Origin of the sequence: Acinetobacter sp. ANC 3832 (assembly GCF_002135415.1) — a bacterium.
Lineage (GTDB): Bacteria > Pseudomonadota > Gammaproteobacteria > Pseudomonadales > Moraxellaceae > Acinetobacter.
Genome location: NZ_NEGJ01000011.1, coordinates 84,436 through 98,680, shown reverse-complemented (window position 1 = coordinate 98,680; position 14,245 = coordinate 84,436). Strand labels below are relative to the sequence as shown.

Annotated in this window: 13 protein-coding genes and 1 rRNA gene; 10 read left to right on the top strand and 4 right to left on the bottom strand. The window is 35.9% G+C overall.

All coding sequences use genetic code 11. The features are described 5' to 3' along the window. The first annotated feature begins 33 nt into the window (after positions 1-33). The 8 genes from rrf (at position 34) to B9T35_RS14405 (ending at position 7,100) form a co-directional block, all read left to right on the top strand. Positions 34-148 (top strand): 5S ribosomal RNA (gene rrf, locus B9T35_RS14440). 95 nt (positions 149-243) lie between these two features. Then, positions 244-1,089 (top strand): hypothetical protein, encoded by an 846-nt coding sequence (locus B9T35_RS18715; protein ID WP_228147162.1) that lies wholly within the window; start codon positions 244-246, stop codon positions 1,087-1,089. Between the two features lie 15 nt (positions 1,090-1,104). Then, entirely contained in the window at positions 1,105-1,416 is a 312-nt protein-coding gene (locus B9T35_RS14430; RefSeq protein ID WP_086191794.1) for an ankyrin repeat domain-containing protein, read from the top strand. Positions 1,417-1,703: 287 nt separating this feature from the next. Then, a complete protein-coding gene (locus tag B9T35_RS14425) occupies positions 1,704-2,219 on the top strand; it encodes a metal-dependent hydrolase (protein WP_086191793.1) in 516 nt (171 codons plus the stop codon). 348 nt (positions 2,220-2,567) lie between these two features. Beyond that, complete coding sequence (locus B9T35_RS14420; protein WP_086191792.1) at positions 2,568-3,857, top strand: glutamate carboxypeptidase; 1,290 nt, start codon at positions 2,568-2,570, stop codon at positions 3,855-3,857. A 118-nt stretch (positions 3,858-3,975) separates the two neighbouring features. After that, complete coding sequence (locus tag B9T35_RS14415; protein WP_171264292.1) at positions 3,976-4,419, top strand: NUDIX hydrolase; 444 nt, start codon at positions 3,976-3,978, stop codon at positions 4,417-4,419. Between the two features lie 56 nt (positions 4,420-4,475). Beyond that, positions 4,476-5,720, top strand: coding sequence for an esterase-like activity of phytase family protein (locus B9T35_RS14410; protein ID WP_086191791.1), 1,245 nt, complete (start codon positions 4,476-4,478; stop codon positions 5,718-5,720). 174 nt (positions 5,721-5,894) lie between these two features. Continuing rightward, on the top strand, positions 5,895-7,100 hold the full coding sequence (locus B9T35_RS14405; RefSeq protein ID WP_086191790.1) for an MFS transporter: 1,206 nt from the start codon (positions 5,895-5,897) through the stop codon (positions 7,098-7,100). Here B9T35_RS14405 and B9T35_RS14400 read toward each other — a convergent pair. Continuing rightward, entirely contained in the window at positions 7,097-8,113 is a 1,017-nt protein-coding gene (locus B9T35_RS14400) for an alpha/beta hydrolase (protein ID WP_228147161.1), read from the bottom strand. The genes B9T35_RS14405 and B9T35_RS14400 overlap by 4 nt on opposite strands. Before the next feature lie 331 nt (positions 8,114-8,444). Here B9T35_RS14400 and B9T35_RS14395 point away from each other — a divergent pair, with 331 nt between their 5' ends. After that, entirely contained in the window at positions 8,445-10,883 is a 2,439-nt protein-coding gene (locus B9T35_RS14395; RefSeq protein WP_086191789.1) for a YgiQ family radical SAM protein, read from the top strand. Positions 10,884-11,425: 542 nt separating this feature from the next. Further along, positions 11,426-11,965, top strand: coding sequence for a DUF2726 domain-containing protein (locus tag B9T35_RS14390; RefSeq protein ID WP_086191788.1), 540 nt, complete (start codon positions 11,426-11,428; stop codon positions 11,963-11,965). 119 nt (positions 11,966-12,084) lie between these two features. Here the strand turns inward: B9T35_RS14390 and B9T35_RS14385 are convergent, their stop codons facing one another. The 3 genes from B9T35_RS14385 to creD form a co-directional block, all read right to left on the bottom strand. Then, positions 12,085-12,441: a RidA family protein gene (locus B9T35_RS14385; RefSeq protein WP_086191787.1), complete on the bottom strand. Its 357-nt coding sequence runs from the start codon at positions 12,439-12,441 to the stop codon at positions 12,085-12,087. A gap of 63 nt (positions 12,442-12,504) precedes the next feature. After that, entirely contained in the window at positions 12,505-12,759 is a 255-nt protein-coding gene (locus tag B9T35_RS14380; RefSeq protein ID WP_228147160.1) for a hypothetical protein, read from the bottom strand. A 70-nt stretch (positions 12,760-12,829) separates the two neighbouring features. Continuing rightward, complete coding sequence (creD, locus tag B9T35_RS14375) at positions 12,830-14,236, bottom strand: cell envelope integrity protein CreD (RefSeq protein ID WP_086191786.1); 1,407 nt, start codon at positions 14,234-14,236, stop codon at positions 12,830-12,832. Positions 14,237-14,245 lie beyond the last annotated feature (9 nt).

Below are 14,245 nucleotides of genomic sequence, written 5' to 3'. Positions count from 1 at the left end.
ATAAGACCTAAGCAAGTAGTCATAAACAGTTGTGCTGGCGACAATAGCAAGAGTGAACCACCTGATCCCTTCCCGAACTCAGAAGTGAAACCTCTTCGCGCTGATGGTAGTGTGGGGTTACCCATGTGAGAGTAAGTCATCGCCAGCTCATTATTCCTAAAAACACCCCCTTCTTATGAAGGGGGTGTTTTTTTATGTCGATATTCTATAAAATATTTATTAATTAAATGAAATATTAACTATATGGACGATATTCAAGCATTAACTCAAGTAATATCATCATTAAAGCAAGAGGAAAACTACTTTAAGGACTATATTTTTCCTGTAGCGATGGCTTTTTTTTCTTCTTTTATTGGGGCTTTATTAGCATATTTTGTTTTTCATAGACAAGAAAGAATAGTTGCGGATAAATTAAAATTAGATAATGTAAATAAATGGTTGTTATTAGCAGATGAATTGCATCAATCTTTGATTGCAATAAAATTTAATTATTATAATCATTTAAATACAGATCCATACCAAAGAGTATTTTCTGTTCCTTCTATGTTGCTAAGTGATGAAAATTATAAATTTGATTACTATGAATTAGTTTTTATTTCAGATATAGATAAAAAAAAGTGGTCAAATATCCCTTATTTAAGAACATTATTTTCTAATTATTCTAGTTTACTTTCTATATGGAAAACACGAAATAATTTAAATGATAAAGTTAGATCGCAAATAATGACTGCTAATAATAAAAATACTACATATATTGACCTAGTAGATTCACAAATTGAAGAGTTCGCTAATCAAAGTGATTTAGCTGCTCTTATAGATTTAACTGAAACAGCATTAAGGCTTACAGATGATTTAGTAATTGAATTTCATAATTTTTTAAATGAATTCCCTGATGTCGCAAAGGATAAAATAAATTTAAAACTAATTAAAAACTATGGTTCTATTTTAAAATATGATTCTAGTAAGAATGGAAGTATAAAATTAGTTTTAAAAGAAATCCCTTTGCCTAATTACAAAAAATTATCAACTATTTTAGGACGTTCAGAAGAAGAAGTTATGGCAAGATATAGCCCATTATTTCATAAATAATCTATGGTGTATTTAATGAAACTCAACTCAATCTCCCCAATTCCTGAAGATAATGAAGAACTTCATCTTCCTGAACTTGTTTATTGGGCATCTTTAGGTGATCTTGAGCAAGTTCGAAACAGTTTAGCCAATGGTATTGATGTAAATTCTACCGATGATGAAGGTTATAACGCTTTACAAGCAGCAGCTGAAAATGATTATTTAGATATCGTCAAATTATTGGTCAGCTATGGTGTGAATGTTCATTATAAAAGTGAATATACTGCTTTAGAGCTTGCTGAAATGGCTGGAAATACTAAAGTCATTGCATATTTAAAGAGTTTATAATCTATAAAAATAGTCGTAAAAAAGCCCCAACATCCTGTTGAGGCTTTTTTATATTCATTGCTTAAGTACAACTCCTATCATACTTCACATCCTGATGTTCAAACTTAGTATTCTTGTTTTATGTTCGGGGAGCTTCCTGTTCCCTATGGCTTAAGAATAATGTATATGTTACTCACCTAAAATAGGCTATTGTTAGTAGGCAATGTAAGCTATTTCTTACATTGATTCTGAAAGTATATTATTTCAAATACTTAATATTTTAATAAATTAAAAATAAAGAGAACACAATGTTTATCGCTCATCTACCTTCGGGGTATATTTTTGCAAAAGCTATTCTAGCTCGCTATAAGTTTGAAAAAATCTCTACAAAAACAGTCATTGTAACGATGATACTGGGTGCAATTTTTCCCGATATCGATTTGGTTTATTTCTTTTTGATAGATCATCAACAAGTGCATCACCACCGATATTTTTTACATTGGCCCATTTTTTGGATCGTATTATGGCTTATTTTATTCGCTTCATTAAAATTGAAACAATGTAAATTATTCCATACTCGGCAATCTTTTTTAGCATTGCTTTTTTGCTCAGCAGCTATACTTCATGTAGTTTTGGATACTTTAGTCGGAGATATTTGGTGGTTTGCACCTTTCATTGATCAACCTTATGCATTGTTTAAAATTAAAGCCCAATATTCTCCATGGTGGCTGAATTTCATATTTCACTGGTCATTTTGGGTAGAAATATTCGTTTGTATAATTGCTGGGATTATCTATCTTAGAAGTCAAAAATTAAAAGAATAACGATAAAAAAAGCCCTGATATCCTATCAGGGCTTTTCCGTATTCATTACTTTTAGTAACATCCTCTTTACTATTTCTTCTCTATTTTTATTGTTCATCCCATCTTTCTTTGTCTTTTATTATTATTTTTGTTTGAAAACTTCCTGTTTCCTGATTAGTTAATATTATTAAAATATCATTTATGTTGAAAGATGCAAAGTACATCACATTATGTAGGTTAAAACGTACAATGCAATTTCTTAATACCATAGTCTGAGTAGAAGGTTATTTTTATTGAAAAGTGTTTTAATTTAATCAGATTGTTTTAAGTATTGAATTGATTAACGAATTGAAAAAATGGAATTTTGATATGTTAGAGAAAAATTTAAATAAGCGTCATCATTTAAAACTTATGTCTTTAGGACTCATCGGTTGTTTGGCTGTAGCACAAGCAAATGCTGCTTCCGATAGTCAATTAAAACAAACCGTTGAATCTGAAAAAACAGCATATTTAAATACATTAAAAGACTTAGTGAATATTGAGTCGGGCAGTAAGGATTTAGAGGGCGTAAATACGATTGCGAAGCTTGTTGCAGAAAAATTGAAAGCGACAGGTGCAGATGTGAGTATTTTACCGACTCAAGATATTTACCGCATGGATGATACACCTGATCAGACAGGTCCAATGGTCAAAGCGGTATTGAAAGGGAAAGGCAAAAGTAAAATTATGCTGATTGCCCATATGGATACAGTATATCAAAAAGGGCAGTTAAAAGATCAGCCCTTTAGAATTGAAGGGAATAAAGCATTTGGTTTAGGGATTCTTGATGATAAACAGGGTGTTGCTGCTGTTATTCATGTACTCAATACAATTAAAAAATTAAATTATCAAGATTTTGGCACGATTACAGTTTTGTTTAATTCAGATGAAGAAATTAGTTCACCTGGTTCGCGTAAAACCATTACTGAAACAGCAATTGATCAAGATGTTGTATTGTCTTTTGAAGGTGGTGGAACAGAAGGTAATCTGCGTTTGGCGACCAGTGGTATTGGGGCAGCATATTTGAATGTGAAAGGCAGAGGTTCACATGCAGGTGCTAAGCCTGAAGATGGGATAAATGCTTTAACTGAACTTTCTTATCAATTGCTTCAATTACAAGATTTGTCCAATCCAAATACGGGGTTGAAGTTGAATTGGACCGTTGCATCAGCAGGGAAAAATCGTAATGTGATTCCAGATAGTGCGGTTGCTCAAGCAGATGCACGTGCTTTAAGAGTTGAAGATTTTGATTTGTTAGAAAAGACCTTACAAGATAAAATTAAAACTAAAAAATTGGTAGATAGCCAAGTCAGTGTAAAGTTTGAAGTACGTCGCCCACCATTGGTTGCAAATGCCAAAGCTCAGAAAATATCTGCTCAAGCACAAAATATTTATAAGACTGAATTAAATTTGCCTTTAAATATTTTATCGAAAGCAACCGGTGGTGGAACGGATGCAGCATTTGCAGGTTTAAAATCTAAAGCTGCTGTGATTGAAGGTTTTGGTTTATCTGGCGAAGGGGCACATTCTGATCAGGCTGAGTTTGTCGTGATTGATACCATTGTTCCGCGTTTATATTTAGCAACACGTTTAATTATGCAATTATCTGAACAAAAATAAGCGATTGATAAAATTTAAAGCCCTTTTTGGAGGGCTTTTTTATTATTGAAATTCGAGATGGGCAAGTAGGCTGTAATCTCGATTTTGGTTTTGATCTAAAGATATTGAGCTAATTCAAATGAATATAATGAATATTCAAAAAGTCGTTCCCGTTGTACTTAGAGTGCAAAAAGCTGAAATTCAAATATTAGTTTTTCGTCACCCATTGGCAGGTATTCAAATTGTTAAAGGAACAGTTGAACTGAATGAAATGCTTGAAGATGCTGCATTACGTGAGTTACTTGAAGAATCTGGAATAAAGCAGGGAATAGTTCAATCTTATTTAGGCATTCATTTTCCTAAAGAGACGGGTCTAAATTGGCATGTGTTTGTATGTGAAGTGCATGAGTTACTTGCTGAAACATGGACACATTTTTGTTTAGATGATGGTGGTTTAAGTTTTCAATTCTTTTGGCACCCATTATTTTCTGAACCGACAGATGAATGGCATCCCATATTTCAAGATTTACTGCACTTTATTCAGATCCAATATCAAGAAGACGCTAATCTGTCATCTGACTGACGTTGAACTGTCATTTTGCTTGGTTTTAATAGACTTTTTGAATATGAAAAACTGGCATGAAAAAAATATACTCTTCACTTTTAGCGTTAAGCCTAACGAGTTTAAGTGCTTGTAATGACGATAATGATGTCTATCAAACTGAACAAAATGTCACAGCACCGACTTTAGTTTCTTTCGCAAAATTAGATGTAGAAACTTATGCTGCTGGGCCAAGCTCAGGTGCATTTGTAACAGGGGCAAATGGTATTTTTCCTCCATTTAAAGGACAACCTGTACAAGGTTTTTCTGCAGCACTAAAAAATGGTGATGGAACTTATATGGCAATGGCCGATAATGGTTTTGGCACACAAGATAATTCATCTGACTTTTTATTGCGTATCTATCAAATTAAACCGGATTTTAGAAGCAAAACAGGTGGGACAGCAAAAGTTCAAGTCATGAGCTTTATTCAATTGAAAGATCCAAATAAATTAGTTCCATTTACGATTATTAATCAAAACACATCGGATCGTTTGCTGACAGGTGCAGATTTTGATCCTGAATCTATGCAACGTACGGCTGATGGAACGTATTGGATTGGCGATGAATTTGGACCTTATCTACTCCATTTTGATAAAGATGGCATATTGCTTGATGCCCCAATTGCATTGCCGAATCCTTATAGTAAAGGTAAAGAATTACGCTCTCCACAGAATCAGTTGAATAAAGCCAATATCAATTATGTTGAGCCTTTAGTTCAGCAAAGTGGTGGTTTTGAAGGTATGGCGCTGTCCAAAGATGGTCAGTTTCTTTACCCATTACTGGAAAAACCATTAAAGGGTGAGACAACCAATCAGCTGCTTATTTCTCAATTTGACTTGAAGAAAAAAGCCTATACAGGAAATTACTATCTCTTCAGCCTGAATAGTAAAGCCAGCAATATTGGTGATTTCCAAATGTATGATGATAAATCGGGCATTATTATTGAGCGTGATGCGAGCCAAAATAAGTTGGATGCTTATAAAAGACTGATCAATGTAAAACTGAATGATTCAGGCAAAACCATAGATCGTACCGATTTGGTAGATCTTATGAAAATTGATAATCCAAATTTATTGTACGGCACAGCGCGTAATGGTGATATTGGCACAGGAAGCACATTTAGTTTCCCGTTTGAAACCATTGAAGATGTCATTATTGAAAATAAAAACACACTGACGGTATTTAATGACAATAATTTTCCAGGTTCTTCAGGGCGTAATGCAAAACTTGCAGATGATAATGAAATAATTCAAATTAAATTGCCGAAAGCCTTATATTAGACATCTTACATAAGCGTGAACAAGCTCTTTATTTCTCTGCTTTCAGACGAAATAAAAGGCACTAAACTAAAAGCTTACTCATCAATAAAAGTAAGAAATTAAAGCTTAAGAATTGGGCTTTAATTTCTTAGCAATAAAAACAGGCGTATACTGATTCAGACCTAAGGAGTAATTATGTCTGAATCTACAAGCTATATAGAGTATGGTACTCAGCCATTTAAGGCGATTTTACTCTCATTATTCTTGGCGGGATTCGCTATATTTTCCTCCTTATATTGCGTACAACCCATGATGCCATTCTTGGCAAAATTCTTTCAAACCACAGCGACCAATAGTAGTTTTCCACTCTCATTGTCGACCATTGCTTTGGCTTTAGGCTTACTGTTTGCAGGTTTGATTTCTGATCGTTTTGGTCGAAAACAAATCATGGCAATATCGCTATTTTCTACAGCAACTTTATTATTGATCAGCTCATTTTTACCTTATTGGGAAATATTTTTAGCCACACGAATGATGATTGGCTTAGCTGTCAGTGGTGTAGCTTCAGTTGCCATGACTTATATTGGCGAGGAAATTGCGCAAAAAGATGTTGGCTTTGCCATGGGATTATATATTTCAGGCACAGCGATTGGAGGAATGGGAGGACGGTTGATTGCAGGTGTATTGTTAGATTTTATTTCATGGCAAACAGCAACATTAATTATTGGCGTATTGAATTTTATTATTGCTATCATCTTTTATTTGGCTTTGCCGGCATCGAAACATTTTAAAGCCTACCCAATTCAATTTTCACGTTTTAAAGAATCTTTTAAAAAGAATTTATCTGATCCTAAGCTACGCTTACTGTTTGCCGAAGGTTTTATTCTCATGGGTTGCTTTGTGACGGTATTCAATTACATGAGTTACCATCTACTGGAAAAACCATTTGAACTTTCACAAACATGGATAGGTCTGATTTCAGTGGCTTATTTATCGGGCATTTATAGCTCACCACGTGCAGCCAGTTGGAGCCAAAAGTTCGGACGTGAAAAAGTACTCATTTTCATGTTTTTAAGTATGATTTTGGGGTTATGGATCATGCTGATTCCCTCTATCTGGTTTATTTTATTGGGCTTATTGATTTTTACTTTTTCATTTTTTGCAGCACATTCAACGTCAAGCAGTTGGGTCTCTGTGCAATCCCTACAATATCGTGCAGTGGGTTCATCGTTATATTTATTCTGTTATTACTTAGGTTCAAGTATTTTAGGCAGTGGTAGCGGTTTAGTCTGGGAGCATTTTGGATGGCTTGGGCTGACCGTCACCATCACCTGCATTTTACTCATCGGGCTGTGTATTGCTGTTAAATTAAAAACAATGAAAAGCAATACAGCTTTTTAAACGGGTAAGTTTTGCTGAATAAATTCAATGCTACTTTTTAGAAGTTGCTCAAGCGCAGTTTTTTCAACTGGGTAGTGTCCACCACCTGATAAAATAACCACTTTATGTGGAACAGTCAGTTTATTTAAAACAGGCTCACTCAGTTCATACGGTGTCCAACGATCAAGTTCAGGTTGGGTCAGTAAAACAGGGCATTGGGTAAATCCAGAAATATTATAAGGTGGTTTATAATTCATATAGCTGTTTAAGAAGCTAATCGACATGGTATTACCTGCCGAAGTTTTATCATTCAGCATGATTTTTAAGGCTCCTGGATCATTGGTCAGTTTAGACATTTGCGACACTAATGACATTGGCACAGGCATGCTCCCAAAAGGTGTTTTGGCTGTGATTTTCATTGCAGGTAAAATTGCAAAACTCAGTGAACTAAAGCGCATGGTTCCTTTTTTAACATTGGTATATTCCTGATCTAAAAAGGTCATGCCAATCACGCCTTTAATATTTTTATTTTGCATTGCAACATGCAGAGTCAGCATCCCACCTGCCGAAAGCCCATAGAGAAAAATAGGGCGATTGTCTTTCTTGGCTTCATTGTTGACAAAATCACTGACCAGTTGAATCCAGTCTTCATAACGAATTGCACTTTTCGATGGATATAGTGTGAGACCATAGCCGGGTAAATCCAAAGCCATGGTTTCATAGCCTGCTTGTGCAAGCGGATGCCCTAAAACCAAACTCATCTGCCGACCATTAGTTCCAACACCGTGTAATAAAATGACTTTAGCCTTTGAGTTTGGATTAGGATAATAATCCACATGCACTTGATTATTTTTCCATTGCCAATAATATTCTTGTGGCTGTGAGCTATTATCAAGTTGATAACCTGAAGGTAATCTAAGCTGAAGTTTTTTCCATGCTTCCTGATCTTTATAGAATTGTTCTTTGGAAGATGCTGCCCAAGCGAAGCTTTGAATAAAAACCATCAGTGAAATAAACAGCTTTTTTAGAATCATTTGTTTTAATCCATTTCTTCTTTGAATAAGAGCTTAATTAAATCTATCTAATAAATGATTTGCTTTTGTGACATTAATCACATTATTTTAACAATAAAAGAGTAGAATTGATGATTAGTGACTGATTTATATCGTGAATAGTAAATCCACCATTTGTCGGAAAAATATTATTTTTAGCGTTGTTTAGAAAATAAGAAGTACAAATAGAAATTACAATTTCCCGATTATGTATTTTTTTTAATCAAGCAAGATGAAGCTGATTCATGTTAAAATGAATAATATTCAATACAGATCTCTCCCGATCGCCATCTGCCAATCGAGATAAAAAACCATGTCTACAGCTTATACTGCTCAAACAGCGCCGATCGCTCTGTTTGATTACGACAAATATTGGGCGTCGTGTTTTGAACCCGCACCATTTTTGCCGATGTCACGCGAGGAGATGGATCAACTCGGTTGGGACAGCTGTGACTTTATTTTGGTCTGTGGTGATGCCTATATCGATCATCCATCATTTTGTTCAGGCATCATTGGTCGTACTTTAGAAGCTCAAGGCTTCCGTGTCGGCATTATTGCGCAACCTGATTGGACCAATGCAGATGCATTCCGTGTTTTAGGCAAACCGAATATTGCTTGGGGTGTGACTGCAGGGAACATGGATTCAATGATCAACCGTTATACGGCTGACCGTAAAATCCGCTCTGATGATGCGTATTCACCAGACAATCAACCGAATAAACGTCCTGATCGTGCAGCGACAGTCTATTGTCAGCGTTGTCGTGAAGCATTTCCTGATGTACCAGTTCTGTTAGGTGGTATTGAGGCCTCTTTACGTCGTATTGCCCATTATGATTATTGGTCAGACAAAGTCCGTCGTTCAGTATTGATGGATTCTAAAGCCGATTTGTTGATGTACGGCAATGGTGAGCGTTCAATCGTTGAGGTGATGCATCGTTTAGCACGTGGCGAAAAAATTCATGAAATTACTGATGTTCGTGGTACAGCGTTTATCGTCAATAAATTAAACCGTCCATCGAAAGCCAAATTTGTTGAAATTGCATCGAATGATGTTGATGCCATTGGTCGTGTAGATCCAATCATCAATCCGTATGTGATGACTGAAGATTTAGATGGTTGTGAAATTGAGCAAGATAAAGGCAATTCACTCGCGAAATATCAAAACTTTCAAAAAGAACCTGTTGCCAATCCAATTGTTCGTGAAGGCGACAATTTGGATGCTGATACACAAATTGTTCAGCTACAAGCTGCACCTTCTAAAGCAATTAAACATAAATTGCCTGCACGTGAGCTAGCAGTGATTCGTTTACCTTCTTTTGAAGAAGTTGTCGAAGATTCAGTGCTGTATGCACATGCGAACCGTATTTTGCATTTGGAAACCAACCCGGGGAATGCTCGTGCGATGGTACAAAAGCATGGTGAGCGTGATGTCTGGTTGAATGCACCTCCGATTCCGCTCACTACGGAAGAAATGGATTATGTATTTGATTTGCCTTATGCACGTTTACCACACCCAGTTTATGCAGAAGCACGTTTCCCTGCATTTGACATGATTAAATTCTCTGTGAATATCATGCGCGGTTGTTTTGGGGGTTGTACATTCTGTTCAATTACCGAACATGAAGGTCGTATTATTCAGAACCGTTCTGAAGAGTCCATTCTGCGTGAAGTTGAAAAAATTCGTGATACTGCACCGGGCTTCACAGGCATTATCTCTGACTTAGGTGGTCCAACGGCAAACATGTATCGTTTGCAGTGTAAAGACCCTGAAATTGAAAAGAACTGTCGTAAACCATCGTGTGTATTCCCAGGTGTATGTCAAAATCTACATACCGACCATGCACCATTGACACAGTTGTATCGTAAAGCACGTGAACTGAAAGGCATCAAAAAGATTTTGATCGGTTCAGGTTTACGTTATGATTTGGCGGTATTAAACCCTGAATATGTGAAAGAGTTGGTTCAGCATCATGTGGGTGGTTATTTAAAAATTGCCCCTGAGCATACTGAAAAAGGTCCATTGTCGAAGATGATGAAACCGGGTATTGGTGCTTATGATCGCTTTAAACAAATGTTTGATCGTTATAGTAAAGAAGCAGGTAAAGAACAGTATTTAATTCCTTACTTTATTGCTGCACATCCAGGTACAACCGAATACGACATGATGAATCTGGCGATTTGGTTGAAGAAGAATGGTTTCCGTGCCGATCAGGTACAGACTTTCTATCCTTCACCAATGGCGACGGCAACCACGATGTATCACACAGGTAAAAACCCACTGGCGAAAGTGGCACGTTATACCGAAAATGTGGATATTGTGAAAGGTGATAAGCGTCGCCGTATTCATAAAGCATTCTTGCGTTATCATGATTCAAACAATTGGCCATTACTTCGTGAAGCATTGAAAGAAATGGGGCGTACTGATTTAATTGGTAATTCGAAACATCATTTGATTCCGACTTATCAACCTTTAGGTACAGAAGGTGAGTATCAGTCTGCACGTAAGAAAAACTCGACTGTTGCTGGTGATTCACAAAAGCGTAGTACTGAAAATGTTGAGCGTAACCAAGCATCGAAGCAGGGGCGTAATGCATCTACAAATGCTCAAGGTCGTCCATCCAATACCAAGAAACGCCCTGAGCGTGGTCAGATTTTGACGCAACATACAGGTTTACCGCCACGTGAAACGGGTGATGCGAAGAAACCATTTGGTGGTTCTAAAGCGAAAGGAAAATCGAAATCAAGAGCTTGATTTGATTGATTTGAAAAGGATGCTGAGGCATCCTTTTTTATTGTTTAAGCGATAGATAAAGTTAAAATTTAGCCTATTGAGACTTACATCATTTTAAATTTTTACATGTAACAAACATGAGAGTACAAAAATACAGCAGTTTTGTGGATAACTTTTTCCTAACTGTGGGTAAAATAAATGAGTCCAAGTTAAACAATAGTTGTACATATTGTCAGACAAGAACATGCTAACTTCATCGGAATGAGTTGTATTCACTGGTGAATATGGTTATAACAGTCACATAAACATATTCATGAATTGGTCATAATAAGTGAATAGAATAAAGTAAGTTCAATTTATAATGAAGAACAGATAATTGAGTCACATTTTAATCATTTAGAATGAAATTAATTATCAGCGCGGATAAAATTTTTGTGTTTATAAAATAGCGTTTTAAAACTTAAATTTTGAATTGAACATATCGGCTCTTTTTTTGTCGATAAGATTAAACAAACTCGGTCGTTGGAACCGAATATTATAAAAATACCAAAGGAAATTAAACAATGGACATGATGATTGTTGCGAGTTTAGTAATACTTGCAATCGTGATTGTCGTTGCTTATAAAGGGTTGAAAAATAAGCAACAACATGACAGCGCGTTAAGACAAAGAGCTGTATTCAATTCGAGTGAACAGATTGCATTTACTCGACTTAAAGAAATTTTGCCTGAAGCAAATGTTTTGGCGCATGTGTCATTTGATGCTTTGCTCACCACTAAATATTTACATACCCGTCGTAAATACCAAAAACTATTTGCCGATTTCGTTGTGCTTGATAAAGACTGCCGAGTGATTGCTGTCGTGGCTTTGGATGATTCAAATTTGATGAAACGTTCAAGTGAAGCAACTTATCAAGATGCTTTATTGGAAATGGCAGGTTATCGTGTGATTCGTTATGTAGGTGTGCCTGAGTATCAGCAACTTCGTGAAGATTTTTTGATGGAGTTTTCTGAAATGCATACTACAGAAACTTTACAGGATCAGTTTATGGGGAAGCTTGATCTGTATCAAGAGCGTATCTCACGTATACGTGCTTACGGTTAATGTAAAAGACCAAATAAAAAAATGCATGTTGAACATGCATTTTTTTTATATCTCAGATAAATTAGATTTTTTTACATAAAGCCTTCATTTTGAATGCTTACTATGAATAGCGAATAAGTTTATTCAGGTTTTACAGCAACCACGGTCATTTCAACCAAAACATCAGGTCGATACATTTTTGCTTCTACGCAGGTTCGTGGTAATGCTTGGATATCTGAACACCATGCATCCCAGACTTCATTCATACCTGCATAATCTTGCTCAATATCTTTGACAAAAATTATTACAGACATGATGTGGCTTTTATCTGTGCCTGCATCGGCAAGAAAACGATCAATAATATCTAAAGTTTGTTGCGTTTGACCTTTAATATCTAAGCTTAAATCAGATGCCAATTGACCTGCCAAATGCACTAAATTTCCAGAAATCGCAATTTCAGAAAAGCGTTTTTCTACATGTAATCTTTCTACAGCCATCACGTTCTCAAATTTGAAAAATAAAAACAGTTTACGTGAACATGAATCATCTGCAAATACGCTTTAATGTTGTGTTGTAAGTGATTCCATACGAATCAATATTTTAGATTTAAAAATAAATAGACAATTATGTTCGGCACAGATAATTAAATTACCTAAATTTAAAAAGTGGATATGTGCTGAATGTAATTGGTTTAGACAAAATGCAAGAGAGCTGTGCAAAGGGCAGAGTTTTAATAATTGTAGATCAGCTATTTTTAAGTTTTCAATGACTGAACCGAGCTGATTGTGATTTGATGTAATGAGAAATTTTGACATGAGCATCTTCCAAATATAAAAAATAAAGCATAAAAAAGGGCGAGCTTTGAAGGCTCGCCTAATAACATTTTTAAGAAAGATTAGTGGATTTTATTTCACGTTCAGGCTTATGACTGAGTTGATACCAATTTACATGTCGAGTAATGAACATCACCACTGCAAGTACAACAAAGGAAATGACTGATCCAATAAGGAATGTCTTGCCGTTGGATTGTAATAACAAATACATGATGGCATAGAGCGTACTGAGAATAATGCCAAACAGTGCTGCCGCTTTGAAGCCTCGCATCACAAAATACAAATACCAAGTCATTAATCCGACGCAGGCGATGCCAGCAGCCAGATAAGCCCATGTAAACGCATAGTATTCACTGATAGAAAGTAATAGAACGAAGAAGATGCCTTGTGCCATTGCGACCAATGAATATTGAATGGGATGGATGCGTAAGCCTTTAAGTACTTCAAATAGGAAGAAGCAACCAAAGGTGATGATGATAATTACGATGCCGTATTTAATTGCACGATCGGTTTGTGTATAGACATTCACAGATTCTAAAAACTCGGTTGAAAGCCCAATTTTTTCAACTGATTCGCCGTTATAAGAAGCTTCTTTGGCATAGCTTGAATTATTGAGTTGGCGGATACAGTCATTACTTTCGCAGTTAGCAAGCTTGGATAGGTTTTGTCGACCAAGTGCAATGTTCTTCCATTGAGCTGTGAATTGTTGATTTATACTGGTTTTTTCATAAGGCAGATTTTGTCCATCATATTTGGTATCTGCCCAATTGCCTTTGGCTTGATAGGTCACGCTTTGACTGGATGGAATTAAAGTGAATTTACTTAAACCTGTACTGTTTGCTGCTAAATTAAAGCTAAAACCATTTTGAATCGCTTGTGCTATTTCAGGACGTTGTTGTGCTGAAATAGTCATAAAATCAAAGCCTGAAGCCTCACTGCCTTCGTTGCTAAATTCAAACTGATAGGTTTTAGCACCAATTTGAATACTTGGTTTATCATTTAAACCCCGTGGATCATGGACAGGAAATACAATTTCTGCTTTGTCCCATTGATAGGGCTGATCTTTCATTTCAGGTTTTTGGAAAACACCTTTTGCTGTTAATTGTGCTTTATAGCTAATCGCGCGATAAATGGTACGTTTATAGGTATCATCTGAAATATTAAAATCCGCTATCCAATGGGTATTATCCGCACCAATAAATGTCCAATGTTCTTCAGTGCAGACATAGCTTTCTTTTTTTTCATTGGTACATGTGGTTTGCTTTTGGTAAGGCACACGAATGAATGGTGAAATAACGCTTTGAGCGCTGATTTGTGAGTTAGAAATATCTTTAATAAAGCCTTGTTGATAGCTTTGTCGTTCTGAAACTAGCCCTGAAACAAAGAATAAGCCCATGTAAAACAAGGCAATTAAAATCACAATAGCGATAATTTTCAATGTGAGAAAGTGTGATCGCATGATCGTCCC

Excerpts from the sequence above, each read along its gene's own strand:
- B9T35_RS18715 (WP_228147162.1), top strand. The coding sequence starts at position 244 with ATGGACGATATTCAAGCATTAACTCAAGTAATATCATCATTAAAGCAA.
- B9T35_RS14430 (WP_086191794.1), top strand. The coding sequence starts at position 1,105 with ATGAAACTCAACTCAATCTCCCCAATTCCTGAAGATAATGAAGAACTT.
- B9T35_RS14425 (WP_086191793.1), top strand. The coding sequence starts at position 1,704 with ATGTTTATCGCTCATCTACCTTCGGGGTATATTTTTGCAAAAGCTATT.
- B9T35_RS14420 (WP_086191792.1), top strand. The coding sequence starts at position 2,568 with ATGTTAGAGAAAAATTTAAATAAGCGTCATCATTTAAAACTTATGTCT.
- B9T35_RS14415 (WP_171264292.1), top strand. The coding sequence starts at position 3,976 with ATGAATATAATGAATATTCAAAAAGTCGTTCCCGTTGTACTTAGAGTG.
- B9T35_RS14410 (WP_086191791.1), top strand. The coding sequence starts at position 4,476 with ATGAAAAAAATATACTCTTCACTTTTAGCGTTAAGCCTAACGAGTTTA.
- B9T35_RS14405 (WP_086191790.1), top strand. The coding sequence starts at position 5,895 with ATGTCTGAATCTACAAGCTATATAGAGTATGGTACTCAGCCATTTAAG.
- B9T35_RS14400 (WP_228147161.1), bottom strand. The coding sequence starts at position 8,113 with ATGATTCTAAAAAAGCTGTTTATTTCACTGATGGTTTTTATTCAAAGC.
- B9T35_RS14395 (WP_086191789.1), top strand. The coding sequence starts at position 8,445 with ATGTCTACAGCTTATACTGCTCAAACAGCGCCGATCGCTCTGTTTGAT.
- B9T35_RS14390 (WP_086191788.1), top strand. The coding sequence starts at position 11,426 with ATGGACATGATGATTGTTGCGAGTTTAGTAATACTTGCAATCGTGATT.
- B9T35_RS14385 (WP_086191787.1), bottom strand. The coding sequence starts at position 12,441 with ATGGCTGTAGAAAGATTACATGTAGAAAAACGCTTTTCTGAAATTGCG.
- B9T35_RS14380 (WP_228147160.1), bottom strand. The coding sequence starts at position 12,759 with ATGTCAAAATTTCTCATTACATCAAATCACAATCAGCTCGGTTCAGTC.
- creD (WP_086191786.1), bottom strand. The coding sequence starts at position 14,236 with ATGCGATCACACTTTCTCACATTGAAAATTATCGCTATTGTGATTTTA.